Raw genomic sequence first — 24279 nt, 5'->3', positions numbered from 1 at the left:
NGGCTGGGTCACCGGCACGCCCGAGATGCGGTAACGCGCCATCAGCACGTTCGCTTCCTCGATCGTGGCCTCCGGCCCGCAGGTGATCGGAGCCGTGATCATGCCCGACTCCGACCGCTTCACCATGTCGACCTGCTGTGCCTGGTCGTCGACCGAGAGGTTGCGGTGCAGCACCCCGACGCCGCCCTGGCGGGCCATGGCGATCGCCATCCGCGCCTCGGTCACCGTGTCCATCGCGGACGACACCAGCGGGATGGACAGGGAGATATGGCGGGACAGCCGGGTGGTCGTGTCCACGGACGCCGGAACGACGTCGGACTCCGCCGGCAGGAGCAGCACGTCGTCGAACGTCAGGCCGAGCATCGCGAGCTTCGGCGGGAGGGCCGTCCCCTCGGCGCCGGGTGAACCGGCGGTACCGGTGGCGAAGCGGGCAGCGGCCGCACCGGATGCGGCTTCGAGGTCGGGTTCTCCGGCCGCGCGCGTGATCGAGGTTGTCGGAGTGGCGGCGGAACCGTCCATGGCACCTTCCCGTTCGCGTCGGCCCGGCACCGGCGGTGGCTTCCCCGCGGCGCGTGGGGATCCCGCGCCCGGCTGCCAGGCGAGCCGACCCACTTCGGGCAGACATCTCAGGGGGCAGACGTATCGAGCATGCTGCGCTGTGCGCGGCCCGCCGGTCGGGCAACGGTGATGGGTCCATCGTAGAGGCCCGACAACAACGCCGACCGGCTCCGCGTGACCGAGAGCACCACGCAGGCCACAGGCCGGCGAAGGCGCCCCGGGGGGCGGCCGGCCCGCGCGGCCCACCTTCCGTGGACGCCCCGTAGAAGTCCGCATGCAACAACATCGGAACAACGCGCCAGTACCACAAGGGGTCCGGCCGCGTATCAGAATTGACGCGAGANGGAGCCCGACAACAGGCGGGCCGAGCACGGACCATGGAAGGCGACCCGCCGGGGACACATCAGGCACGCTGCGGCACTACCACGGGGAGCCGACCAGGATCGGACAGATTGGGGCATCTTGGACGAATGCCCCGCACGTCAGTGCCGGACTCGGTATCGGGACCACTAAGCTGGGGCTACAAGCGTAGCGTGTTCCTCGTGAGCAACGAGCCCCTCGACCCCTTCGCGGGCGACCCCGAGGACCCGGCGGCCGAGCTCGCGCAGCTCGACTCCGCCGAGGACCTGGACCTGCTTGAACCGCTGTCCCTCCGCGAGCGCGAAGAGATCATCGCCGAGCTGGGCGACCTCGACGTCTTCCGGACGCTGCTCGAACCGCGTGGCTACCGGGGACTTGTCGTCGACTGCGAGGGGTGCGCCGAGCCGCACTACTTCGACTGGGATCTGCTTGCCGGGAATCTGCGACACCTGCTTGACGAGGGTCGCACCCGGGTGCACGAACCCGCCTACGCACCGGATCCCGCCTGCTACGTGAGCTGGGACTACGCTCGCGGCTTCGCGGACGGCGCGTACGAGGCCTCAGCGGCCTCGGAGGCCGACACCAGGTGACCGGCGCGACCACCAGCCGACGCTGAAACCGGCGGCCCCTCCCGGGCCGCCCCGCCTATTTCACCCCGCCCGCCCGCCGGGCGAGGAACGAGCGTGCGCGCCCCGCGAGGAACCAGCGTGCGCGCCGCCGCTCAGCCTGCGCACCGCCACTCAGTCTGCGCACCGTCTACGCGGTCCGCGTGCCGTCGTCCCGCAGGTCCGCGTGCCGTCGTCGGCCCGTCAGAAGGCGCGGGACGCTCCCCCGGGTCGGGCGCTGCCCGGCGTGACCTCCGCCGGCGAGACCCCGATGTCCCGCGTACCCCGGAAATTCCGTTGCCGGCTCGTGTTACCGCACGGGTGGCGGGTAGGCCGAACCTACCGGCGGAACGCCGAGAGCCCATGTCAACGATGCTCGGGCGCCTGCCGGTGCCGGCGGTCGGACGTCCATGGATCACCCTGGTCGCGCCGTCCCGTACGCCAGCCCGAGCACGCGGGCCCGGGGCGTGGTTCGTCAACGGTGGAGGACATCCCCGCGCTCCTGCCCGCTCGCCACGTCGCCGGACAGAGCGGGCCCGCGCGGGGAGACGGCGCCGGTCGACCGGGTGAAATTCCAAGATCTCCAGTCGATGGCGGGCGGCTACGGTGACCGGGTAGTCGCGGCGCCAGCCGCTCAGGTCGAAAGGGGGGTCAGGCCTATGACCGACGTCCGACGACTTCCAGGCCCCGGCGCGGAGAAGTGGGAGTGGCAGCTCCACGGCGCCTGCCGAGGCGAGAGCACCGAGCTCTTCTTCCACCCGGAGGGGGAACGCGGCCCGGCCCGGGCCGCCAGGGAAGCCGCGGCGAAGGCGATCTGCGCGCGTTGTCCGGTGATCCGGGCCTGCGGGGAACACGCCCTGGCCGCACGGGAACCATACGGCGTCTGGGGTGGTATGAGCGAGTCCGAACGGGAGGCTGTGCTGACGGGACGCACCCGTCGGGGAGCGGCACGGCACGCTCCCGCACGGCCCGGTCTCGCTCCGGCCTGCTGACAGCCGCGCGGACGACCGGGTGACCAGATCCCCGGGTCTGTTCCCTACCTGGGGACNGGCCCGGGGATTTCGCGTTGGTGGGGCAGCACCGCCCGTCGCGGGGCGTACCCACACGCGCCTGAAACGCCAGCGGAATCGCCCGACAGCCGCGTTTCCACCGCCCTGACAGCGGCTGACAGCGGCTGCCGGCTCCCCGCCCGCCGGCGCACCGGCGCCGGGACCGGTGGCTGACTGATGCGCCCGTACAGGGAGATGTCCACCCATCCCCGGCGACCACCCGCGACGGGTGACCGCCTCATGATCCAGAGTCAGGTGCCCGGCCCGGCTGGCGCCCGACGTCCACGCGGTGGCCGCGCAGTGGGCCCGGGCGGCGGAGACAGGACGAGGCCCGGTCGGTACGGATACCGACCGGGCCTCGTCTGCGTCACCACTGCCGCCCCGAGGGGCGCTACCTCGGCCGCGAGGGCAGCGAGTCGCCCCCGCGCCTGCCGTACCGGATCAGAAGCCCGGGCCGTGCGAGTGCGAGTGGCCGTGCCCACCGTGGGAGTGGGAGTGACCACCGGCCTCCTCCGCCTCCGCCGGCTTCTCCGCCACCAGGCTCTCGGTGGTGATGAGCAGCGCGGCGATGGACGCGGCGTTGGCCACCGCGGAGCGGGTGACCTTGACCGGGTCGACGACGCCGGCGGCGATCAGGTCGCCGTACTCACCCGTCGCCGCGTTGAAACCCTCGCCCGACTTGCTTTCACGGACCTTGGAGACGATCACAGCGCCCTCAAGACCGGCGTTGCGGGCGATCCAGGTCAGCGGAGCGTCGAGCGCCTGGCGCACGATCCGCACGCCGGAGCGCTCGTCGCCGGTGAGGCCGAGGCCGTCCTCGAGGACGGACGCCGCGTGGACGAGCGCGGTGCCGCCACCCGCCACGATGCCTTCCTCGACAGCGGCCCGGGTCGCCGAGACGGCGTCCTCCAGGCGGTGCTTCTTCTCCTTGAGCTCGACCTCGGTCGCGGCGCCGACGCGGATGACCGCGACACCGCCGGCGAGCTTGGCCAGGCGCTCCTGGAGCTTCTCGCGGTCCCAGTCGGAGTCCGAGAGCTCGATCTCCTGCTTGATCTGCCGCACCCGCTCGCTGGTCGCGTCAGCGTCGCCGGCACCGTCGACGATCGTCGTGGTGTCCTTGTCCACGACGATCCGACGGGCCCGGCCCAGCTCGGCGAGCGTGATCGAGTCGAGCTTGAGGCCCACCTCGGCGGCGACGACCTGGCCACCGGTGAGAACCGCGAGGTCCTGCAGCATCGCCTTGCGACGGTCCCCGAAGCCGGGGGCCTTCACCGCGACCACCTGGAAGGTCTTGCGCACCGCGTTGACGACGAGGGTCGACAGCGCCTCGCCCTCGACGTCCTCGGCGATGATCAGCAGCGGCTTGCGCTCCTGCACGACCTGCTCGAGGATCGGCAGGATCTCGTTGAGGGCGCTGATCTTCCCGGGGTGCAGCAGCACGTAGGCGTCCTCAAGGACCGCCTCCATGCTCTCCTGGTCAGTCACGAAGTAGGGCGAGATGTAGCCCTTGTCGAACTGCATGCCCTCGGTGAGCTCGAGGTCCAGACCCATGGTCTGGCTCTCCTCGATGGTGATCACACCATCCTTGCCGATCTTGTCCATCGCCTCGGCGATGAGCTCGCCGACCTGCGCGTCCTGCGCGGAGATGGCCGCGACCTGGGCGATCGTCTCCTTGGAGCCGATCTCGATCGCCGCTTTCAGCAGCTCGGCCGAGACGGCCTCCACGGCCGCCTCGATGCCGACCTTGAGCGACAGCGGGGAGGCACCCGCCGTCACCTGCTTGAGGCCCTGGCGCACCATCTCCTGGGCCAGCACCGTCGCCGTGGTGGTGCCGTCACCGGCGACGTCGTTGGTCTTGGTGGCGACCTCCTTGGCGAGCTGCGCCCCCAGGTTCTGGTAGGGGTCGTCCAGCTCGACCTCACGCGCGATCGTCACACCGTCGTTGGTGATCGTCGGCGCGCCGTACGACTTGCTGATGACGACGTTGCGGCCGCGCGGGCCGATCGTCACCTTGACCGCGTCCGCGAGGGCGTTCACGCCGCGCTCAAGCGAGCGGCGCGCGTCCTCGTTGAACGTCAGAATCTTGGGCATACCTGCGTGTCCCTCCGACACGGCTGCCTGGCCGAAACAAGGAGGGCGCGCCCCACCGTGGCCCCGGTGGACACCGGGGACCACCGGTGGGACACGCCCCGCCCGCTACTGCCGGCGACCAGCCTACTTCTCGATGATCGCCAGAACGTCGCGGGCGGAGAGGACCAGGTACTCCTCACCGGAGTACTTGACCTCGGTGCCGCCGTACTTGCTGTNGAGCACAACGTCCCCGACCTTGACGTCGAGCGGGACGCGCTTGCCGTCCTCGAACCGACCGGGGCCGACAGCGAGGACGGTGCCCTCCTGGGGCTTCTCCTTGGCCGTGTCCGGAATCACGATGCCGGACGCGGTGGTGGTCTCGGCGTCCGAGGGCTGGACGACGATCCGGTCCTCGAGCGGCTTGATTGCAACCTTGGTGGCGGTGGTCGTCACGATCGACCTCCCCCTTCCTTCGCTGGATGAGAGAGCGACCCTGGCGGCCTGCCGTCGCGGGTGAACAGGCGCCTGTCGCTGGCACTCGCGGGTGCCGAGTGCCAACCTAGCACCCGCACCCCTGACGTCAACCAAGAAGGTCGGATCTGTCAAGACGGACTTCGAGCCCGACCGAACTCCCAGGCCCTCGCCAGGCCCGTGACAAGCCCGTCAGGGGGGTCCGGGAGCGGCGGACCGGCCGCCTCGGCACCCGCGGCTCCCCCGGCACCGACGTGCAGCAGGATCACCACCAGATCCGCGGCGGCCCCTCGACCCAGATAGATCTCGGCCTCCCGCCCACGGGTCGCCTCGTGGGCCCAGCGTTCCAGGTCGCCGACCCGGCCGGGCGCCGCCCTCGCCTCCCACATCCAGGTCGTCGCGCGCATGCCGAACTCCCCGTCAGCGACGCCCGGTGGCGCGCCGCGAGACGTCGGCCGGCCCGGAAGCGTCGCCGCCCCCCCGACCACCGGCCGCCGCCGCACCGCCGACAGACCCATCGCCGACAGACTCATCGCCGGCGCACGCCCCGGCACCGCCCTCCGCGGCGACCCCGCAGGCACCGGCCGCCGCCGCCACGACGTTCAGCGTCTCCTCCGCGGCGACGCAGGCAGCCGCGCCCCGCGTCGGGTCCATCGCGACCAGATGCTCGGAGACACGGTGCGCCATGGCGGCGAACGCCTCCCGCTCCGCGGGTGACAGCGGAGCCAGAACATGGTCGTCGACGGTGCGAAGCGCGTCCCGCGCCCGCTGGTGCGCCCGGATCCCCAACTCCGTGGGGACGATCATTCTGGCCCGCCGGTCGGTCGGGGCCGGGCGCCGCCTGACCAGCCCGGCCCGCTCCATCTCGTCGACCAGCCGCACCATCACGGTTCGGTCGATGCCGAACCGGCGGGCCACCTCGATCTGGTTGTGGGCCACGCCTTCGACCGCCGCGCCGAGCACGTAGAAGCCCTTCAGGCCACCGGGGAACCCGCCGACCGCGGCAAGCGAGGCAGCCAGGTAGCCGTGGTGGATCTGACCGACGATCCACGTCAGGTCGTGGCACAGGTCCTCCGGCAGGCCCACGGCCCCTCCGGGGGTGGCCACACAGGCGGAGCCATCCGCGCCCGGCCGCGCCGGAGCCTGCTCCGCGGGCCGCCGCCCGGTGGCCGNGGGAGGCGTCGCGGAGGCATCGCTCAACGGCCGCTCCACGCTCACACAGTACCCCGGTCCCTCCGCTATCCGATCATCACGAACTAGTCTNCCCAGGAGATAGGTGTTGACACAGATTATTTTTTCAAGAGACCATCTGCAGGAGCGCTTAACCCGAGGCGGTTCGATCGCCGTCGTGCCTCAGCCGGCTGTCTCCGGCCGCCGGCACGCAGCAGCCGACGGCCTGCCGCCACCACCGCCACGCTCTGGTCATCCGCCACGCTCTGGTCATCAAGGAGAACTCCATGTCCAACCTGCTCCACGTCGACTCCAGCTTCGCGCCCGAGGGATCGGTCTCCCGGAGCATCGCCGCGAGCTATGTCGAGACCTGGCGCGAGCACAACCNGCAGGGCACGGTCACGCACCGCGACCTGGCCGCCAGCCCGCCGCCGCACCTGAACTGGACGCTGGTTTCCAGCGGCTACGTCCCGCCCGAGCAGCTCACCCCCGAGCAGGCCGAGGCCGTGCGGATCCGGGAGGAGTACCTCGCAGAGGTCGAGAAGGCGGACGAGTACGTGATCTCCGTCCCGATGTACAACTTCGCGTACCCGTCAACGATCAAGGCGTGGCTGGACCAGATCATCGTGATGGGACGCACCGCGAGCGGCTCGGCCGGCGACGGCGTCCTGGCCGGCAAGAAGGTCACCGTGGTGACGGCCCAGGGCGGCTCCTACGCGCCGGGCACCCCCAAGGAGGGCTGGGACCACCAGGTTCCCTACCTGCGCCATGCCTTCGAGGCGCTGGGGGCCGACAACATCGAGTTCATCACCGTCGTGATGACCCTGTCGACGGTGAACCCGGCGCTCGCCGAGTTCACCGATCTCTTCCAGGCATCCCGGGACTCCGCCGAGAGGGCTGCCCGGGACCGTGCCGCCAGCAGCTGATCCCCGGGCGGCTGATGCCGTCCACAGCTGATGCCGTCGGGAGCCCGGGCCGTCGGGAGCCCGGGCCGTCGGGAGCCGGCGCGGCGGCGAGTCCGCGGCCCGCCGGCTCCCAGAGCTCAGAGTGCCAGCGCGGAGGTCGCCGGCAGGTCGAGCGGGGACGGCTCGACGCCGGCCTCCACCCGCAGCGAGCCGAGGGCGGCCACCATCGCCCCGTTGTCGGTACACAGACCGGGCCGCGGCACCCGCAGCGTGATACCGGCCGCCTCGCAGCGCTGCGCGGCGAGCGCCCGCAGCCGGCTGTTCGCGGCGACCCCGCCGCCGATCACCAGCGTGTCGACCCCCCGGGACCGGCAGGCCGCGACCGCCTTCGCGGTCAGGACGTCCGCGACCGCCTCCTGGAAGGAAGCCGCCACGTCCGCCACCGGCACCGGCTCCCCCGCCCGCCGCCGGGCCTCGACCCAGCGGGCGACGGCGGTCTTGAGACCGGAGAAGGAGAAGTCGAACGTTCCGTCACCGGCCTTGGCCCGGGGGAACGCGATGTCCGCGCGACCTTCGCGGGCCGCCGCGTCGATCGGCGGCCCGCCGGGGAAAGGCATGCCGAGCAGGCGCGCCACCTTGTCGTAGGCCTCACCCGCGGCGTCGTCCACGGTGGCGCCCAACGGCACCACCGGTTCCGTCGCCAGGTCGGGAACCAGCAGCAGGGAGCTGTGCCCCCCGGAGACCAGCAGCGCCACCGAAGGGCGTGGCAGCGGCCCGTGCTCCAGAGTGTCGACCGCGACGTGCGCGGCCAGATGATGCACTCCATGCAGCGGGACGCCGAGCGCCAGCGCGTAGGCCTTCGCCGCCGCCACCCCCACTAGCAGCGCGCCGGCCAGTCCCGGGCCCGCCGTCACCGCGACCGCGTCGACATCGCGGTGCCGCAGGCCCGCGCGGTCCAGCGCACGCTCGATGGTCGGGACCATCGCCTCCAGATGCGCGCGAGCCGCGATCTCGGGCACGACTCCGCCGTAGCGGGCGTGCTCGTCGACCGAGGAGGCGAGGGCGTCGGCGATCAGCGTCCCGCCACGCACGAGCCCCACTCCGGTCTCGTCGCACGATGTCTCGATCCCGAGCACCAGCGGACGATCCGCGCCGGTCATGCCCTGTCTCCCACTACCGCGGCACCTTCCGCCACGCCCATACCCGCAACACCCACAGTCACAGTCACCACAGAGTCAAGTCACCGCAGTCAGAGTCATCACCGCCGTACCCGGGCCGCTCCGGGCGCCGGCCGTCACGAGGCCGCCCGCGCGTCCCGGTCGATCGCCGCCGCGGTCTGGTCCAGCAGGGCCCCGTACCCGACGGTGTCGATCGGCCGGGCCCGCATCACGTAGGCGTCGCCACCCGACGGCTGGTAGTAGCCGCGGCGGACACCGAGATCCACGAAACCCAGCCTGGCGTAGAGCGCCCGCGCCGGATGGTTGTCCGTCCGCACCTCCAGCCCGCAGCTGCGCGCGCCGCGGCGGCGGGCCTCCCGGAGCTGGGCGAGCATCAGTCGGGTTCCGACGTGTCGCCCGCGCATCTCCGGCACGACCCCGATGGTCTGGATATACGACTCGTCGCCCTGCAACGCCAGCCCGGAGTAGCCGACGATCGAGCCGGCGGACATCGCGACGAGGTAGTTGCGGCTCTCGCCCTGGGCGAGTTCGGACCAGAAAAGCTCGGCCGACCACGGATCGAGATCGAAGACCCGCCGCTCCAGCGATGCGATCCCGGCCAGGTGCCACCAGCGCATGGGGAGCAGCTCGACCTGCTCGGCAGGTCGGTTGCCGGACGGATGGCTGACGGCGGCCATCGTCAACCCGCCGCCGTGACGGTCTTGGGGGGACGCGGCTCGGCCGCGTCGGGACGCCTCAGGTAGAGCGGTGTGAGGGTGCCCGGGGGGACACCGCGCAGGATGTCGTCGGCGACCAGGCGGACGAGCACCGCCGGTGACGGTGAACCCGGCTCGACGTTCCCGCCCACGGAGCCCACGGCGCCGGCGGCGCCGGCCAGGCCGGGCGAGGGCGCGAACAGTTCGGGCGCGAACGCCGCGGGGTACAGTGCGACACCGGGCCCGGTGACCCGCGTCGCGCCGGACGCGCGCAGCTCCGCCGCCACGCCGGCCGGAGCTCCGACCCCTGGCGCTCCCAGCCGGGCCCCGTCCTGGTAGCGCGCCCAGAACACCTCGGAGCGGCGGGCGTCCGTCACGACTCCGACCGGACCGCTGGTGGCGGCACCGATCCCGTCCAGCGAACAGACCCCGTGCACCGGGATGCCGAGCGCCGCGGCGAACGCGGCGGCGCTCACCAGGCCCACTCGAAGACTGGTGAACGGCCCCGGGCCGGTGCCGACGACGACGGCGGCCACCTCCGGGGACCGGACGCGAGCCGCGGCGAGGACCTCACTGATCATGGGTGCCAGCAGCTCGCCGTGCCGGCGGGCGTCCCAGGCCGAGCGTTCCGCGAGGACGTGCCCGGCTGGCGCTACGCCGGCCGCGGGAACCGGCGCGGTGGGCGACACGCCGAGCTCGACCAGCGCGACCGAGCAGGCCGCCGTCGAGGTGTCGAGCGCCAGGACAAGCACCGGTCCAGCCTACGGATTCGCCAGCCGGCCCCGGCGCCCGGCACGCCCGGCACGCCCGCAGCACCGACCTTCTGTGTACGAACGTTCTGCCCCGCGGGCAGCCGCCCCGGTGCCACCGGGGCCGCTCCGCCAGTCAGCCGAACACCCGGGAGGCGGCCGACCGGGACAATTTCTCGCCACCCGGCGCCCGGCCATCGGAATCTCCGCGGAAAAATCGGTCGAACGCAATACCGGATATGCCCTCCAGGAATATCCGGTTGGAATTCAGAACAGCCACTCGACGGACGGGCGGAGTTCCGGGCCGGTTGTGAACCGGATGCAACAGAAGGCGGGGCCCGGGACATCCCCGCGCACCGGCGGGCCAGCCGGAGATTTCACAACGGGAGAACGACGGCCGCCTGGGTCGGCGGGAGCGGACAGCCCACCGGGAGATGGGCGACGCCCGCGCCCGCGTCGCCGGCGCCGGCCACTTCCATGGCCGTGCCGGCCGCGCCGGCGGGTCTCAGTGGCTGCGCCGGGCCGGCCCTCCGGCGGGGCGGTGCCGGATCCTCGGGTCGGAGCTCATCGCCGGCAGGCCGCCTCGGCCATGGATCGCGGCGCTGGCGGCGTGGATCGCGGCGCTGGCCGCACCCGTGCTGCGCGGCTGCCGGCCCACCCGGGGGGCCGGCGGCAGGGTTCCGGGAGCCGGAACGGCCCCGGGGGCGGGGCGGATGCCGGCGGCCGCGGGCCCTGCCGGCCCGGTCGGCCCGGTCGAGAACGGGCTCGCTGCCTGGGTGAACGCCGAACCGGCCACCGGGGGGAACGCCGCACGCAGCGGGGTCCAGCCGGTGAAGCCGAGCATCCGCAGCGCCGACGCGGTGAGCTTCTGCGCGACCTGCTCCACCGACCAGCCGAGAGTGTCGAGCAGGTCGACGATCACCCGCTCGTCGAAGACCGACGCCCAGAGGAGCACCGCGTACTCGGGCTCCTGCGGCGGTAGGACACCACTCTCCACCAGACCGAGCACGACCGGCGCGAGCACCTCGTGCAGCCGCGCGACCAGGTCGTCCTGGGCCTTCAGCCGGGCGAGGTAGCCCTGCGCGGACCGCACGTGCACCGCCGCCCGGCCCCAGCGGGCCACCGAACGGACCCACACGTCACAGACGACCTCGAAGTTGGCGAGGTTGTCGTCGCCGGCGGCCAGCGCCCGGATGTCGGTGACCAGGACGTCGATGAGCTGGAGGTAGTAGACGTCGAGGGCGTCGTGCACATCGACGAAGTGCCGGTAGGCGGTCGCCGTCGAGACCCCCGCCTCGGCGGCCAGATCCACGAGGCTGAACCGCCGCCCGTTGCGGGCGAGGAGCCGCCCCACCGCATCGAGGAGATCGCGCCGACTGGCGAGGAAATCACTACGGGTCCGGCGGGACCGGGTCGAGCGCTCGGCCGGAGCCTCCACAAGGTCGACAGCGGTGCTGCTGTGCACGCGCTCCCCTCTCCCGGCCCCAACAGGCCATCACCGATTCTTGTCGCGGTCGCATGACGCGGGTGGGCCGCCGCGTGCATGAACTTCGCGCCTACGCCGCCAATATAGCGGAACAACTCATCAACTACGGAACGTTGACTATTTGTCCTCAAGGGCCGCTTGTCGCGACACACCCCCCCGCCACACGGTATGGGCGGGACCCGGGACCAGGCATTAACAGGGGGACATCTGACCTTAACATGATCTAGGATGCCGGCCGCGTGTGCGCCGGTTCACCTTCAGCGACGCTCCTCATTCCGGCCCGCACCCCCGATTAACGGCGGGCCGACCGGGAAATGTTTTCGGAATCACTTTCCCGGTTACCCGAACATGCCCACCCGAAAAGGTGCTAGGCCCAGCCCGGGCCAGCCGGGCGCCGGCGCGCCGCCCCGGTCGGATCCCCGCCGGGGCGGGGGCTCTGGCGCTGGATGGTCCCGACTGCCGGCCGTTCGCGGGGCGGCTCTCCGTCCGCGAGGGCTCTCAGGCCGCCGTGGCATGGGACGTCTCGCGCGGGGGCGGAGGCCCGCCAGGCGTCACCTCCGGCCAACCACCGCCCAACGCCGCCCAACGCCGCTGCGCTCGGAGGCGGCAGAGCGGATGCCGGGGAGGCCACAACACCAACAGGTAGCCCGGTTTCCCCGGAGCCGGGGGGCGGGCCCGCGCCCGGTCACAGCGAGTTCGCCCGCGACCCGACCCGGCCAACCCTGCCGGGTGTCCCGGGCACCACGCCGGGGTGGGAACAACGTGCGGGCGCGGCCGCCACCGGTCAGCGCGGCACCAGACCGGCGACGGCCAGGCGGTCGAGCCAGTCGCCGCCGACCGGCCAGAGTCGAACCCTGCGCACCTCTCCGCCCTCCTCGCCTTCCGGGCGGCTTATCTCCACCCGCAGGTGAGCGGCCGCCAGCTGCTCCACCAGACCTGACCCCCACTCCACGGCGCACACCGACTGCGCCATGTCAGCGTCCAGGTCGAGGTCGTCCACCTCCGCCGCCCCGCCGAGACGGTAGGCGTCCACGTGGACCAGCGGCAGCCGACCGCCCGTGTGCACCCTCGCCAGCACGAAGGTCGGCGAGGTGACCGGCCCGCGCACCCCCAGGCCGGCCGCCAGCCCCTGGACGAAGACCGTCTTGCCCGCGCCGAGCGGGCCGTCAAGGATGATCAGGTCACCGGCCCGCAGCACCGGCCCGAGCTGGGCGCCGACCGCCCGCATCCGGTCGGGGTCCTCCACGGCGATCTCCAGAATGGCGGGCGTGGTCATCCGTCGGTCCGTCCTCAGTCGTGATGTGGCTGCCACGGCCAGGCTTTCCATGGCCGGGCGCCGACCACCCGCCGGCAGAGCGGCTCACCCGCCGGCCGCGGCCGCGGTCACGGCCTGACAGCGTCTGGCACCGGGCGGGGAGCGTTGATCCGCTCGACGAGGTCGCGGATGGCGGCGTTCGTCGCGGCGGGGCGCTCCAGCATGATCGCATGCCCCGCCCCCGGCTCGATCCGCAGCTCGGCATCGGGCAGCAGGTCGGCGATGGCGCGGCTGTGCTCGGGCGGGGTCATGACGTCGTCGTCCCCGACCAGGATGACCGTCGGGGTGTCACGAAGTCCCGCCACGGCTTCCACCTTGTCATGCTCCAGCAGGGTGGACATGAACGCCGCCATCACCGGGATCGGTGTGTCTCCGACCATCTCCTCCAGGAACGAGACGACGGAAGGGGGCACATCGCCCGAGCCGAAGGCGATGCGGCGGGTGATCTCCCAGGAGAAGTCGCTGCCGCGCCGGCGCGCGCGCTCGAACAGCGTGGGCGCGCGCCGCATCCCGACCGTCAGCGTCGGCAGTGCCCGGCGCACGCCGTCGGTGACCAGGGCCGGCAGGCCGAGCGTCAGCCGGGCCAGATCACCCGCGCTGGTCGACAGCAGCACCACGCCGGCGACCCGGTCCCGGAACAGTTCTGGATGGGTGCCCGCCAGGGCGATGATGGTCATTCCGCCCATCGAGTGGCCGACCAGCACGATCGGCCCCTGCGGGACCCGTTCGGTGAGCACCTGGTGCAGATCGGCCGCGAGCTGGTCGATGGTGCAGCTCCCCGCCTCGCACGGGCCGGAACGGCCGTGTGCCCGGAGGTCGTAGAACACCATCGGCCCCAGATCCCGCAGCGCCCGCTGCTGGAACACCCACGAGTCGCCGTTCACGCAGAAGCCGTGGACGAAGACGAGGGTCGGGGCGGCAGTCTCTGGTCCGGGTCGCGGGTCCTGGTCGGTCTGTTCGACGTGGAGGGGAATCCCGTCCGCGGCTGTGACGACCATGCTGACCCGACCCCCGATGGGGCCGACTCCGTCACCCTCGGGCAGATCAGGCACGTCACGATGCCGGCGGACGGTCCGGCGCTCGGCCAGCAGCCCGGCTGTGAGTGCCGCCCCGACCAGCCCCACGGCTCCCCCGCGGCGCACCGCGCGGGAGCCCACGACCGAACCGGCGGCGGCCGTGACCGCTCTCGCCGCACCTCCGGCCAAAGCCAGTGAGGCCGACAGTCCACGGCGCTGGGCGTGACCCACGGCGCCACCGGCACGTGACCCGGCAGCGGCGCTGCCGACGCCGGCGCGGCCACCAGTGGTGCGGCCACCAGCGGTGCGGCCTCCTGCCATCGCCCGCCCACCTCTCCACCAAATGTCGCGCCTGCGCCAATGGCAGCACGACGTACCGATAATGCCTGAAGGTGCCAATGCCCGATGGTGCCAGCCCGGCGGACCTGACGCCATGCACCCGCCCCGGCCGTACCAGGGCAGGAGATGGCCGGACGAGGCGTGGCACAGCAGCACGAAACCGCCGACCGCGCCCGACCGGCCGGACAGGGCGGACAGGCCCGGCGGCGGGGTCTGATCGGCCGGCGAGACGCGGCGGCGCCGCGCGCGGATCCGGCCGCCACCGTCGGCCCCGGGCGCGGCGGCGACCACGCGGGAGATCACAGGCGAAGGCAGGCGGATAACCGACAGGGGATCACAAAGATCCACCAGGACCTGGCCTGGATCCTCCGCTAGCGTTGAACCGGTCGGCCCGGGCGGTTGCGGCTGCGAACGGTTGCGGCCGGCTGGGATTGGGTTGCGTCAGGGGAGGCGTCGTGAAACTGCGGTGGCGGAAGAGCGGGCCGGTCGCGTCGCCCGTGCACAGCGGCGCTGTTGACATCGAGGACGAGACCGACGAGCTGAGCGACGAGCTCGGCGCGGTCGGGGCGGCAGCACCCGCTCCCACCGCGGGCGGTCCGGTCATGTTGACGTTGACCACACGGAGCGAGATCGAGAAGGCGGCGGAGCGCGCGGCTAATCCGCAGCCGGTCCGGCGCCGGATGGAACGAGGCATGTTCGGCGGCGCGGCGAGCGGTGACGCGCACGGTGGTGGGTCCTGCGGCAGCGGCGGCTGCGGCTGCTGACCGCCCGGGCAGCACTGACCGCCCGGGTGCCCGTTCACACCCGAGTTGGAACGCGCGCTCAGATGTAGACCCGGGGCACTCGCGCGCCGACCCGGGTGACGATCTCGTAGTTGATGGTCGCGAGGGCGTGTGCCCAGTCGTCCGCCGTCGGCTCGCCGTGCTCTCCCGGCCCGAACAGGATGACCTCGTCACCCGCTGCCACCGGGTCGATGCCGACGTCCACGACGAACTGGTCCATGCAGACGGTGCCGGCTATCCGGCGGCGGCGCCCACCCACCAGCACCTCGGCGGTGTTGGTCGCCGCGCGCGGGATCCCGTCGGCGTAGCCGAGGGGAACCACCGCGAGCCTGGTCTCGGTCCGGGTCGTGTACCGGTGCATGTAGGAGACCCCGGTGCCCTCCGGGACCCGCTTCACCAGCGCCGCCGTTGCCCGCAGTGTCATCGCCGGGCGCAGCCCGAACGCCGCGGGCGGCCCGACCTCCGGCCCCGGTGACAGGCCGTACACCGACACCCCCGGGCGGACCATGTCGAAATGTGCCTCCGGGCTGACCAGCGTGGCCGCGGAGTTGGCCAGGTGGCGCAGCTGTGGGTTCAGGCCGGCCTTGCGGGCGGCGTCCACTGCGTCACCGAACCGCGCGATCTGAGCCTGGACGGTCGGATGCCCCGGGTTGTCGGCGAAGGCGAAATGGCTCCACACGCCGACCACCTCGATGAGCCCCTCCGCTTCGAGCGCGGCCGCCGTGTCGCACAGATCGGGCCAGTCCTCCGCGGTGGCGCCGGCCCGGCCGAGGCCGGTGTCGGCCTTCAGGTGGACCCGGGCCGCCCGGCCCACCTGCCGTGCCGCCTCGGCGAGCTCGGCGAGCGCCCAGGTCGCGGAGGCGGACAGGTCGATGTCCGCGGCGAGGCCCGCGGCCAGCGGTTCGCCGGGGACAGCCAGCCAGGAGAAGACCGGCGCGGTGATCCCGGCGGCACGCAGGGTGAGCGCCTCCTCCAGGAAGGCGGTGCCGAGCCAGCCCGCGCCCGCCTCCAGCGCTGCCCGCGCGCAGGGCACCATTCCGTGNCCGTACCCGTCGGCCTTCACGACGGCCATGGTCGTTGCGTTCCGGGCCCGGGCGACCAGAGCCGCTACCGAGTCACGCACGGCGTCGAGTTCGATGGCCGCGTAGGCGCGCGGGGGATGCGAGGAGCTCACGCCACGACGCTAGCAAGCAGGTCGGCGATGACCTCGGGCAGCAACGCGGGCAGGTCCCCGGCGGCCAGCGGCTGCGGGCCCCGCCTGGCTGCCGAACCATGCAGGTGGGCGCCCACCGCCGCGGCCAGCGGCGGCGCGAGACCGGCCGCCAGCAGCGAACCGGTCAGGCCGGTGAGGACATCTCCGCTCCCGGCCGTTCCGAGCCAGGGTGTGCCGGTGAGGTTGACGAACGACTCTCCCCCGGACCCGGCCACGATGGTCCGGTCGCCCTTGAGCAGGACGGTGGCGCCGAGCTCCGCCGCGGCCTGCCGGACCGTGCCCAGCCGGTCGGCCGTGAGCCGGGCGGGCACAGCCGCGGCGTCCCACCCCAGCGCGGTGGCGACGAGCCGGGCGAACTCACCTTCGTGCGGGGTCAGGACGACTTCGTTGGTCCGCTCCCGGTTGGTTCGCTCTCTCAGCAGCGACGGCCGGGCGGCGACCACCGCGGCGAGGGGTTCCAGCGCACCGGCGTCGGCGAGCAGCGGGGTGTCGGTGCGTTCCAGCAGCGCCGCCACGAGCCGGCCGGTGGCCTCGTCCGCGGGCAGACCTGGTCCCACGGCCCAGGCTCCCACCCTGCCCGCCCCGAGCGCCGTGTCGGCGTCACCGGGTTCGATGACCGTCAGCACCGCTTCCGGATGCGCTCGCAGCACGAGGTCGGCGGCCCGGGGCTCGGCGATCACCCGCAGGTAGCCCGCACCGCCGCGCAGCGCTCCGCCGACCGCCAGAACGGCCGCGCCGGGATACCGGTCGCTCCCCCCGACGAGCCCGAGCACCCCCCGGGTGTACTTCGAGTCCGTCGCCGTGGGCACCGGCAGCGCCTGTGCGACGTCGACGTCCTCCAGCGCGCGCAGGTCGGCCGCGGGGAGGGTCAGGCCGATGTCAATCAGTTCCACCCGGCCGGCGTGGGTGGAACCGGGTCCGACCAGCAGTCCTCGCTTGTAGGTGCCGAAAGTGACCGTGCTGCTGGCCCGGACCGCGCCGTCCGCCACCGCGCCGGTGTCCGCGTCCACACCGCTGGGGACGTCGACGGCGACGGTGCGCGCCGCGGGGGCAAGCCGGGTGAGCGCCGCGTACGGCTCCCGCAGCGGGCCTCGGCCACCGATGCCCAGCAGCCCGTCCAGGACGAGGTCGGCGGTGGACAGCAGATCGGCGACGGCGTCGGCGCCCGGTGCGCGCCGCCCCGCGGTGGCCACGCCGTGCCCGGGGCCGGCGGGGGAGTCAGCGCCGGCGTCAGCACCGGGGCCAGGGCCCGTCCGGTGCAGCCGGCCGCCGGCGGCAAGGAGTGCCGCGCTGCCTTCGGGATGGGTCCGCCCGGGCGCGAGGGCGTGGACGACGGCGCCGAGCGCGGCCAGCCGGGCACCGGCCCACAGCGCGTCGCCGCCGTTGTCGCCCCCGCCGGCGAGCACCACGATCCTGGCCCCGTAGACCCGGTCGAGCCGTCGGACGGCATGGGTGACCAGCCCCGACACGGCCCGCTGCATGAGGGCACCGGATGGCAGCGAGGCCAGTAGCGGCGCCTCGGCGGCCCGGACGTCGGCCACGGTGTGAGCTTCGAGCATGCGGCCATGATCCCGCCGCCGTGCCCGCGACGCGCGCATCCCGCGCGCGCCCCGGCGGGTGGACTCCCCGGCGCGGAGGAGCTCAGACCGCCCCGTGCTGGCGGCCGTGCCAGGCGACGGTGGCCTCCCAGAGCGCGTCGGCGACGGCGTCGCTCTCGTCCGCCGCGTCGAGCAGCGTCTCCACCAGCTCCGCCCGCGGGACGCGGCTCAGGAACACCCTGATCGCCGCATGCACCGGATCGTCGGCGAAGAGGTCCTCGGCGTTGCCCTCGTCGTCATCGTCGTCATCGTCGGCCATCCCGGCCGATCCGGTGGCGACGAGCGCCACCGCGACGGCGTGCCGGCAGAAGACACCGCCCGCGCTGTCCGAACAGGTGCAGGTGGTGCCGGGGCCGTCCTCGCCCGCCTCCAGGCGGACCTGCTGGTGACCATCGTCGTCGACGGTCCCCGAGGCGTTGGTGGGACGGATCCGGAGCTGCTCAACCCGACCGAGCAGGGCCAGGCTGACGCCCTCCATGAACACCGCGGTGCCCGCCCGCTGGGCGCAGGCACGCTCCTCGAAGGCGGCTTCCAGCGGGGTGACCGCCTCGTCGCCGTGTCCGTCGCCCTCGGACACAGAAATGATCATTCTCTAATCCTACGGAACCAGACCCTGGCCGCGCCTGCCAGGTACGCCTGGGGGCTTGGCGGCCGTCGCATCGCGATATATCGTGAGCGTACGCGAGACAACGCGACCTCTAGATCGAGGAGATCACAGTGAGTTCACAAGCAATTCCTGGCTGGGACGGGTGGAGCCGCTTCTTCGCGTTCGACCCCGCCCGTTTGATCGACGCCGCGCGGCAGGCGGGGTTCGCCGAGGCGACCCGAGGCGCCGACCACGCCCGTGCGCGGCACAGCCGCATGCACGGCGAGCACGGCGAGCACGGCCATGAGCGCCACGGTCACGGCCCGCGGGAGCGCGGCGGCCGTGGTGGGCGCGGCGGCCGCCCGGGCGCGCCGATGGGCCCGGGTGGCTGGCCGTTCGGCCGCGGGTTCCCCCCCGGCCCCGGCTTCGGCCGTGGGGCCCGCGTCGCCCGCGGCGACGTCCGCGAGGCGCTGCTCGCCCTGCTCGCCGAGGAGCCCATGCACGGCTATCAGATGATCGGCGAACTGGCGTCCCGCAGCGGGGGCATGTGGCGGCCCAGCCCGGGCTCGGTCTACCCCGTGCTGTCGCTGCTCGCCGACGAGGGCCTGGTCCGCGCAGAGGAGCGGGACGGGCGCCGGGTCTTCCACCTCACCGACAGCGGCCGTGCCCACGTCGAGGCACGGGCCGGCGCGCCCAGGCCATGGGAGACGGCCGCGGCGAGCGCCGATGACGAGATGACGGCACTGCGCAGCCTGGCCTTCGGGGTCGGCGCCGCCGTGGTCCAGGTCGCCCAGGCCGGTGATCCTGACCAGATCGCCGCGGCCCGGGTGCTGCTCACCGAGACCCGTCGGGGGCTGTACCGCATCCTCGCCGGCGATCTGGAGGAGTCCGCGTCGGCTTCGGCTCCGGGCAGCACCGAACCGGCCGCACCGGGCAGCGCCGCGACCAGGCGGCCAGCGGCCGCCGGCGAGGGCGGCACGGCGCCCGGCCGGTCGACGAAGGACCTGAGCTGACCGGCCCGCCGGCGTCACCGCGCGGCGGCACCCACTCCCGCCCGGGCAATCGGCAACCGGCAACCGGCAACCGGCAACCGGCAACCGGCAACCGGCAACCGGTCTACTCGACCGTGACGGACTTCGCCAGGTTGCGCGGCTGGTCGACGTCCAGGCCTCGCGCCAGCGCCAGCTCACAGGCGAACACCTGCAGCGGCAGCGTCGTGACCAGCGGCGCGAAGAGGGATGACGTGGCGGGCNCCCGGATCAGGTGGTCCGCGTAGGGCTCGACGGCCGTGTCGCCCTCCTCTGCGATCACGATCGTGCGGGCGCCGCGCGCCCGGACCTCCTGGATGTTCGACACGACCTTGCCGTGCAGGTTCGCCCGCCCTCGCGGCGACGGAACCACCACCACCACGGGCAGCCCGGGCTCGATGAGCGCGATCGGGCCGTGCTTCAGCTCCCCCGCCGGGAAGCCCTCGGCATGCATGTAGGCCAGTTCCTTGAGCTTCAGCGCGCCCTCGAGCGCCACCGGGTAGCCCACATGACGGCCGAGGAACAGCACCGCCTTCGCGTCGGCCAGGCCACGCGCCAGCTCACGCACCGGCTCGACCGTCGCGAGTGTGCGGCGGACCAGTTCCGGCATGCGCTGCAGTCGGTCCACATAGGCGGCGACCTCGTCGCCGTACAGGACGCCGCGGGTCTGGGCCAGGAACAGGCCGACGAGCAGGCAGGCGGCGACCTGTCCCAGGAACGTCTTCGTCGCCGCGACCCCGACCTCCGGCCCACAGCGGGTGTAGAGGACGGCGTCCGACTCCCGCGGAATCGTCGAGCCGTTGGTGTTACAGATCGCCAGTACGCGGGCCTTCTGCTCGCGGGCGTGCTTGATCGCCATCAGCGTGTCCAGCGTCTCGCCGCTCTGGCTGATCGCGACCACCAGCGTCGACCGGTCCAGCACCGGGTCCCGGTAGCGGAACTCCGAGGCCATCTCGACCTCGCANGGCAGCCTCGTCCAGTGCTCGATCGCGTACTTGGCGATCAGCCCGGCGTGGTNGGCCGTCCCACAGGCCACGATGAAGACCTTGTCGATATCCCGGAAGTCCTGGTCGGACAGGCGCTCCTCGTCGAGGACGATCGCCCCCTCGGGAGAGAGCCGCCCGCGCAGGGTGTCGGCGAGCGCCTCGGGCTGCTCACTGATCTCCTTGAGCATGAAGTACGGGAAGCCGCCCTTCTCCGCGGCGCTCGCGTCCCAGTCGACGTGGTAGCGCCGGCCCTCGATCGGGGCGCCGGCGAAGTCGAAGACGCTGACCCCGTCGCGGCGGGCCTCGACCAGCTGGTCCTGGCCGATCTCCAGAGCCTCCCGGGTGTGGGCGATGAAGGCGGAGACGTCGCTGGCCAGGAAGGTCTCGCCGGCACCGAGGCCGACGACGAGCGGGCTGTTGCGCCGCGCGCCGACGACCACCCCGGGATGGTCCCGGTGCAGGACGACGAGGGTGAAGGCACCCCGCAGCCGGCGGCACACGGCACGCAGGGCCTCGGTGAGCGGGTGCGCGGCCGGTGCCGACCCCGCGGACGAGGCCGACCCCGCGGACGAGGCTGACCCCGCGGACGACGCGGCCCGCGCGATCTCGATCTCCAGCAGGTGGGCGACGACCTCGGTGTCGGTCTCGCTGGCGAGCTCGTGGCCGGCGGCCTCCAGCTCGGCGCGCAGCTCGGCGAAGTTCTCGATGATCCCGTTGTGGATCACCGCCACCGCGCCGGTGCAGTCGGTGTGCGGGTGGGCGTTGGCGTCGGTGGGGCCGCCGTGCGTCGCCCAGCGGGTGTGCCCCATGGCCGTCGAGCCGGGCATGGGATCGTTGTCCTCGCCGAGGACCTTCTCCAGATTCGCCAGCTTCCCGGCGCGGCGCACGGTGCGCAGCTCGCCCCCGCCGACCACGGCGACGCCNGCGGAGTCGTAGCCGCGATACTCCAGCCGACGCAGGCCGCTCAGCACGACGTCGAGGGCCGGTTGATCACCGACGTACCCAATGATCCCGCACATGTTGCTCAGCGTACGCAGTCCGGTCCGGGTCCCGCGCACAGACCATTCGGATGCCACGGATTTCTGCCGGGTGTCGCGCCNCGCCCGTCACATGCAGTGAGCAGGCCCGCCCCCACCAGGTCAGCGCAGGGCGCGCTGGACGACGTCCGCCAGTCGGTCGGCGACCGAGCGGGCGAGCTGGTCCGTGGGGGCTTCGACCATCACCCTGACCAACGGTTCGGTACCGGAGGGACGCAGCAGCACCCGCCCGCTGCCCCCGAGCTCCGCCTCGGCCGCCGCGACCGCCGCCCGCAGCTCGTCGGACGTCTCCGCGCGCGTCCGGTCGACCCCGCGGACGTTCACCAGCACCTGCGGCAGGCGGTTCATCACCTTCGCCAGCTCGTGCAGCGGTTGTTCCTTCTCCGCCATCCGGCCGAGCAGCTGCAGGGCTGTCAGCAGGCCGTCGCCCGTTCCCGCGTGGCGCAGGAACACCACGTGCCCGCTCTGCTCCCCGCCGAGCGAGTAGGAACCGGAAAGCATCGCCTCCAGCACGTAACGGTCCCCGACCGGCGTGGTGATGACGTCGATGCCGGCGTCCCGCATCGCGTGGTGGAAGCCGAGGTTCGACATGACGGTGACGACCACGGTCCCATGCCGCAGCTCACCGCGTTCGGCGAGCGCCACCGCGCAGACCGCCAGGATCTGGTCACCGTCGACGACATCTCCGGACGCGTCCACCGCCAGACACCGGTCGGCGTCGCCGTCATGGGCGATGCCGGCGTCGGCCGCGTGTTGGCGAACGGCGTCCCGCAGGCTGTCGAGATGAGTGGCGCCGGAGCGGTCGTTGATGCGCAGCCCGTCGCCGTCCGCGTGCAGCGGTATGACCTCGGCGCCGGCCGCGCGCAGCACCTGCGGGGCGAGGTCGGACGCAGCGCCCTGGGCGCAGTCCACGACGACCTTCAGGCCGCTCAGGCTGGCAGGCAGACTGGCCAGCAGATGATCGACATAGCCGTCGACCAGCGAACGGTCGTCCCGGACCCGCCCGACCGCGGCTCCCACCGGCCGGCGGGTCGCCGGGCTGGCCATGCGCCGTTCGATGGCGTCCTCGACGTCGTCCGGCAGTTTGAGACCGCCCGCCGCGAAGAGCTTGATCCCGTTGTCGGGCATCGGGTTGTGGCTGGCGGAGAGCATGACGCCCAGATCGGCGCCGGTCGCCGCCACCGCGTAGGAGACGACCGGGGTCGGCACGACACCGAGGCGGACGACGTCCGCACCCGAACTGGCCAGGCCGGCGACGACCGCCGCCTCCAGGAACTCACCGGAGGGGCGGGTGTCCCGCCCGACGATGACGAGCGGGCGGTGATCCGCCGCGGAGGCGGCCCGAGCCACGGGAACGCCGTCCACCGGCCGCTGGGGCTGGGCATCCCGCCCCACGACCTCCGCGACGGCGGCCGACGCCAGAGCGAGGGCCTGCTCCGCCGTCAGATCGGCGTTCGCGACACCACGGACGCCGTCAGTACCGAAAAGCCTCGCCATTGAGGCCTCCCCTGGGGTTGCGACGGCACCGGCGAGCGCCCGTCGACACGCCACGCGAATCTCGGCAAAGGACCATCTCACGCCTGCCGGCCCGACAGGACCTGCCTGCCGGGCCGTTCCACCGCTTCCGGTGGGGAGCGGGTCAGCGCTCCAGTGCCAGCGCTCGCTGTGGTGACGGGCGCCTGCTGCGGTACTAGCGCTTGCTGTACTGAGGCGCCTTACGGGCCTTCTTCAGGCCGTACTTCTTCCGCTCCTTGGCCCGGGCGTCCCGGGTCAGGAAGCCCGCCTTCTTCAGCGCCGGGCGGGCCTCCTCGTCGGCGATCGTCAGCGCCCGGGCGATGGCCAGGCGCAGCGCGCCCGCCTGGCCCGAGATGCCGCCGCCGTGCAGGAGGGCGATCACATCGTAGGACTCCGCCCGCTCAAGGATCTTCAGCGGCTCGTTGACGAGCTGCTGGTGCACCTTGTTGGGGAAGTACTCCTCAAGCGTGCGCCCGTTGAGGCTCCACTTGCCAGCCCCCGGGACCAGCCGCACCCGTACGACGGCTTCCTTGCGCCGCCCCGTTGCACGAGGGTTGCCCTGGGCGTCGGTCACGACAGCCACGTCGCGTTCCTTCCTTGTTTGAAACCAGATCGCTCGAGGCCACCCGAAACGGCCTGATCTGTCATGTCGGGCCGTCCGTCGGACGGGCGCCAGGCGCCGTCCGCGTGCTTCGGGATGCCCATCGATCCGCGACTACTGCGCAACCTGCTTGATCTCGTACGGAACGGGCTGCTGCGCCTGGTGCGGGTGGGTCGGACCCGCGTACACCTTGAGCTTGCTGCCCTGCGCGCGGCCGAGCCGGTTGTGCGGGAGCATCCCACGGATCGCCCGCTCGACGATCACGTGCGGACGCGTGTCGAGCAGCTCGCCGTAGGAGGTGCTGCGCAGACCGCCCGGGAAGCCCGAGTGCCGGTGGAACTGGGCCTGCTCGCNCTTGTTGCCGGTCATCGCGACCTTGCCGGCATTGATGATCACCACGAAGTCGCCCGTGTCGATGTGGGGGGCGAAGTAGGGCTTGTTCTTCCCGCGCAGGAGCTGGGCAGCCTGGCTGGCCAGCCGTCCGAGCACGACGTCGGTGGCATCGATGACGTGCCACGCGCGCTGTACGTCCGCGGGCTTGGGCTGGTACGTGCGCACAGGTCTGCCTTCTCGTTCGGACGATCTCGCGGGGAGCGTCGTCATGTGTCGCCAGCATGGTGCCCCGCGGGACGTTTGTTACCGCGAGGCGAAGTGCACTGCCAGGAGTGTGGGCGCCGACCTCAACACGCGGGGCTTGTCCACACGATGCTGAAGGTCCGCAGCAGTCTTTGAGGTTACCAGGCGATCGGAGTGGCAGGCCCGGCGACTCCCCCGTGACCGGAACAGCCCCCGACCTGCCGACGCGAACCGCCCCNCGCGGCAGGTCTGCCCAGCCATGCCACCCTGCCGCCCGCACCGGTCGGCTCGGTCGGGCAATGGACCGACGTGCACTTATGCCAGGTTCGGATATTCTTCCGCAAATCAGCCGGACGCGTCGGCTTCACGCGAGGTCGCGAAACGCTCCGCC

General features: G+C 72.7%; 22 protein-coding genes and 9 pseudogenes. 6 read left to right on the top strand and 25 right to left on the bottom strand.

Annotation, left to right across the window (positions count from 1 at the left end):
* Position 1: 1 nt before the first annotated feature.
* On the bottom strand, positions 2 to 363 hold a 362-nt coding region (locus UG55_RS40875), incomplete at its 3' end, for an IMP dehydrogenase (RefSeq protein ID WP_242424887.1).
* Positions 364 to 1091: 728 nt separating this feature from the next.
* Here UG55_RS40875 and UG55_RS21040 point away from each other — a divergent pair.
* Together UG55_RS21040 and UG55_RS27695 are read left to right on the top strand one after the other, a co-directional pair.
* Complete coding sequence (locus UG55_RS21040; RefSeq protein WP_066072042.1) at positions 1092 to 1508, top strand: DUF5319 domain-containing protein; 417 nt, start codon at positions 1092 to 1094, stop codon at positions 1506 to 1508.
* A gap of 674 nt (positions 1509 to 2182) precedes the next feature.
* Entirely contained in the window at positions 2183 to 2515 is a 333-nt protein-coding gene (locus UG55_RS27695) for a WhiB family transcriptional regulator (protein ID WP_018505082.1), read from the top strand.
* 498 nt (positions 2516 to 3013) lie between these two features.
* On the opposite strand, the gene groL is transcribed toward UG55_RS27695, so the two are convergent.
* The 5 genes and pseudogenes from groL to UG55_RS46350 all read right to left on the bottom strand — a co-directional run bounded on the left by groL (position 3014) and on the right by UG55_RS46350 (position 6052).
* Positions 3014 to 4663 carry a chaperonin GroEL gene (groL, locus tag UG55_RS21035; protein WP_066072039.1) on the bottom strand — a complete coding sequence of 550 codons (1650 nt, stop codon included), beginning with the start codon at positions 4661 to 4663 and terminating at the stop codon, positions 3014 to 3016.
* 123 nt (positions 4664 to 4786) lie between these two features.
* A pseudogene (locus UG55_RS40870) lies at positions 4787 to 4878 on the bottom strand (co-chaperone GroES); the annotation flags it as partial.
* A 1-nt stretch (position 4879) separates the two neighbouring features.
* A partial coding sequence (locus UG55_RS21030; protein WP_242424882.1) for a co-chaperone GroES occupies positions 4880 to 5095 on the bottom strand: 216 nt, incomplete at its 3' end.
* 149 nt (positions 5096 to 5244) lie between these two features.
* On the bottom strand, positions 5245 to 5520 hold the full coding sequence (locus tag UG55_RS21025; RefSeq protein ID WP_242424881.1) for a hypothetical protein: 276 nt from the start codon (positions 5518 to 5520) through the stop codon (positions 5245 to 5247).
* Positions 5521 to 5533: 13 nt separating this feature from the next.
* Positions 5534 to 6052, bottom strand: a complete 519-nt coding sequence (locus tag UG55_RS46350; RefSeq protein ID WP_313954631.1) for a MarR family transcriptional regulator — start codon at positions 6050 to 6052, stop codon at positions 5534 to 5536.
* Between the two features lie 518 nt (positions 6053 to 6570).
* On the opposite strand from UG55_RS46350, the pseudogene UG55_RS40865 reads away from it, so the two are divergent.
* A pseudogene (locus UG55_RS40865) lies at positions 6571 to 6670 on the top strand (FMN-dependent NADH-azoreductase); the annotation flags it as partial.
* A 1-nt stretch (position 6671) separates the two neighbouring features.
* On the top strand, positions 6672 to 7209 hold a 538-nt coding region (locus UG55_RS21015; protein ID WP_242424880.1), incomplete at its 5' end, for an FMN-dependent NADH-azoreductase.
* Between the two features lie 116 nt (positions 7210 to 7325).
* On the opposite strand, the gene tsaD is transcribed toward UG55_RS21015, so the two are convergent.
* The 6 genes from tsaD to UG55_RS20985 all read right to left on the bottom strand — a co-directional run bounded on the left by tsaD (position 7326) and on the right by UG55_RS20985 (position 13948).
* Positions 7326 to 8348: a tRNA (adenosine(37)-N6)-threonylcarbamoyltransferase complex transferase subunit TsaD gene (gene tsaD / locus UG55_RS21010; RefSeq protein ID WP_066072029.1), complete on the bottom strand. Its 1023-nt coding sequence runs from the start codon at positions 8346 to 8348 to the stop codon at positions 7326 to 7328.
* Between the two features lie 134 nt (positions 8349 to 8482).
* The gene (gene rimI / locus UG55_RS21005) at positions 8483 to 9043 is read right to left on the bottom strand and encodes a ribosomal protein S18-alanine N-acetyltransferase (protein ID WP_066072026.1); all 561 of its coding nucleotides are present in this window, start codon (positions 9041 to 9043) and stop codon (positions 8483 to 8485) included.
* 2 nt (positions 9044 to 9045) lie between these two features.
* Positions 9046 to 9813, bottom strand: a complete 768-nt coding sequence (gene tsaB, locus UG55_RS21000) for a tRNA (adenosine(37)-N6)-threonylcarbamoyltransferase complex dimerization subunit type 1 TsaB (protein ID WP_066072023.1) — start codon at positions 9811 to 9813, stop codon at positions 9046 to 9048.
* Positions 9814 to 10315: 502 nt separating this feature from the next.
* Positions 10316 to 11275: a TetR/AcrR family transcriptional regulator gene (locus UG55_RS20995; RefSeq protein ID WP_066072021.1), complete on the bottom strand. Its 960-nt coding sequence runs from the start codon at positions 11273 to 11275 to the stop codon at positions 10316 to 10318.
* A gap of 805 nt (positions 11276 to 12080) precedes the next feature.
* Positions 12081 to 12572, bottom strand: a complete 492-nt coding sequence (tsaE, locus tag UG55_RS20990; RefSeq protein WP_066072018.1) for a tRNA (adenosine(37)-N6)-threonylcarbamoyltransferase complex ATPase subunit type 1 TsaE — start codon at positions 12570 to 12572, stop codon at positions 12081 to 12083.
* A 107-nt stretch (positions 12573 to 12679) separates the two neighbouring features.
* Positions 12680 to 13948, bottom strand: a complete 1269-nt coding sequence (locus UG55_RS20985) for an alpha/beta fold hydrolase (protein ID WP_066072015.1) — start codon at positions 13946 to 13948, stop codon at positions 12680 to 12682.
* 473 nt (positions 13949 to 14421) lie between these two features.
* On the opposite strand from UG55_RS20985, the gene UG55_RS20975 reads away from it, so the two are divergent.
* Complete coding sequence (locus UG55_RS20975; protein WP_066072009.1) at positions 14422 to 14730, top strand: hypothetical protein; 309 nt, start codon at positions 14422 to 14424, stop codon at positions 14728 to 14730.
* Between the two features lie 58 nt (positions 14731 to 14788).
* Here UG55_RS20975 and alr read toward each other — a convergent pair.
* The 4 genes and pseudogenes from alr to UG55_RS20960 all read right to left on the bottom strand — a co-directional run.
* Positions 14789 to 15790: pseudogene (gene alr / locus UG55_RS20970) on the bottom strand (alanine racemase); the annotation flags it as partial.
* A 1-nt stretch (position 15791) separates the two neighbouring features.
* Positions 15792 to 15922 (bottom strand): annotated as a pseudogene (locus UG55_RS40860) (alanine racemase); the annotation flags it as partial.
* Positions 15919 to 17520 (bottom strand): NAD(P)H-hydrate dehydratase, encoded by a 1602-nt coding sequence (locus tag UG55_RS20965; protein WP_066072003.1) that lies wholly within the window; start codon positions 17518 to 17520, stop codon positions 15919 to 15921. The gene UG55_RS20965 and the pseudogene UG55_RS40860, both read right to left, overlap by 4 nt.
* 82 nt (positions 17521 to 17602) lie before the next feature.
* Complete coding sequence (locus tag UG55_RS20960) at positions 17603 to 18148, bottom strand: SWIM zinc finger domain-containing protein (protein WP_066072000.1); 546 nt, start codon at positions 18146 to 18148, stop codon at positions 17603 to 17605.
* A 128-nt stretch (positions 18149 to 18276) separates the two neighbouring features.
* Between UG55_RS20960 and UG55_RS20955 the strand changes: the two genes are divergently transcribed.
* Complete coding sequence (locus UG55_RS20955; RefSeq protein ID WP_066071997.1) at positions 18277 to 19158, top strand: PadR family transcriptional regulator; 882 nt, start codon at positions 18277 to 18279, stop codon at positions 19156 to 19158.
* A 103-nt stretch (positions 19159 to 19261) separates the two neighbouring features.
* On the opposite strand, the pseudogene UG55_RS40855 reads toward UG55_RS20955, so the two are convergent.
* From UG55_RS40855 to rplM, 9 genes and pseudogenes are all read right to left on the bottom strand, one after another.
* Positions 19262 to 19397: pseudogene (locus UG55_RS40855) on the bottom strand (hypothetical protein); the annotation flags it as partial.
* A gap of 1 nt (position 19398) precedes the next feature.
* Positions 19399 to 20137: pseudogene (locus UG55_RS40850) on the bottom strand (SIS domain-containing protein); the annotation flags it as partial.
* 1 nt (position 20138) lies between these two features.
* Positions 20139 to 20190, bottom strand: a pseudogene (locus UG55_RS40845) (hypothetical protein); the annotation flags it as partial.
* A 1-nt stretch (position 20191) separates the two neighbouring features.
* Positions 20192 to 21082: pseudogene (locus tag UG55_RS40840) on the bottom strand (glutamine--fructose-6-phosphate aminotransferase); the annotation flags it as partial.
* A 1-nt stretch (position 21083) separates the two neighbouring features.
* A partial coding sequence (locus UG55_RS40835) for a hypothetical protein (RefSeq protein ID WP_242424886.1) occupies positions 21084 to 21235 on the bottom strand: 152 nt, incomplete at its 3' end.
* A 63-nt stretch (positions 21236 to 21298) separates the two neighbouring features.
* Complete coding sequence (gene glmM / locus UG55_RS20945) at positions 21299 to 22693, bottom strand: phosphoglucosamine mutase (RefSeq protein WP_066071995.1); 1395 nt, start codon at positions 22691 to 22693, stop codon at positions 21299 to 21301.
* A 193-nt stretch (positions 22694 to 22886) separates the two neighbouring features.
* Positions 22887 to 23294 carry a 30S ribosomal protein S9 gene (rpsI, locus tag UG55_RS20940; RefSeq protein WP_066071992.1) on the bottom strand — a complete coding sequence of 136 codons (408 nt, stop codon included), beginning with the start codon at positions 23292 to 23294 and terminating at the stop codon, positions 22887 to 22889.
* Between the two features lie 132 nt (positions 23295 to 23426).
* Positions 23427 to 23665 (bottom strand): annotated as a pseudogene (locus tag UG55_RS40830) (uL13 family ribosomal protein); the annotation flags it as partial.
* A gap of 1 nt (position 23666) precedes the next feature.
* The coding region (gene rplM / locus UG55_RS40825) for a 50S ribosomal protein L13 (RefSeq protein WP_242424879.1) at positions 23667 to 23870 on the bottom strand (204 nt) is incomplete at its 3' end.
* Between the last annotated feature and the right edge of the window lie 409 nt (positions 23871 to 24279).

This window comes from Frankia sp. EI5c (assembly GCF_001636565.1).
In the GTDB taxonomy this organism is placed as follows: domain Bacteria; phylum Actinomycetota; class Actinomycetes; order Frankiales; family Frankiaceae; genus Parafrankia.
The sequence above is the reverse complement of the archived record's forward strand: the minus strand, read 5'-3'. Positions and strand labels throughout refer to the sequence as shown.

Excerpts from the sequence above, each read along its gene's own strand:
- UG55_RS27695 (WP_018505082.1), top strand. The coding sequence starts at position 2,183 with ATGACCGACGTCCGACGACTTCCAGGCCCCGGCGCGGAGAAGTGGGAG.
- tsaD (WP_066072029.1), bottom strand. The coding sequence starts at position 8,348 with ATGACCGGCGCGGATCGTCCGCTGGTGCTCGGGATCGAGACATCGTGC.
- groL (WP_066072039.1), bottom strand. The coding sequence starts at position 4,663 with ATGCCCAAGATTCTGACGTTCAACGAGGACGCGCGCCGCTCGCTTGAG.
- glmM (WP_066071995.1), bottom strand. The coding sequence starts at position 22,693 with ATGGCGAGGCTTTTCGGTACTGACGGCGTCCGTGGTGTCGCGAACGCC.
- rimI (WP_066072026.1), bottom strand. The coding sequence starts at position 9,043 with ATGGCCGCCGTCAGCCATCCGTCCGGCAACCGACCTGCCGAGCAGGTC.
- UG55_RS20960 (WP_066072000.1), bottom strand. The coding sequence starts at position 18,148 with ATGATCATTTCTGTGTCCGAGGGCGACGGACACGGCGACGAGGCGGTC.
- UG55_RS20985 (WP_066072015.1), bottom strand. The coding sequence starts at position 13,948 with ATGGCAGGAGGCCGCACCGCTGGTGGCCGCACCACTGGTGGCCGCGCC.
- UG55_RS21025 (WP_242424881.1), bottom strand. The coding sequence starts at position 5,520 with ATGCGCGCGACGACCTGGATGTGGGAGGCGAGGGCGGCGCCCGGCCGG.
- UG55_RS20965 (WP_066072003.1), bottom strand. The coding sequence starts at position 17,520 with ATGCTCGAAGCTCACACCGTGGCCGACGTCCGGGCCGCCGAGGCGCCG.
- tsaE (WP_066072018.1), bottom strand. The coding sequence starts at position 12,572 with ATGACCACGCCCGCCATTCTGGAGATCGCCGTGGAGGACCCCGACCGG.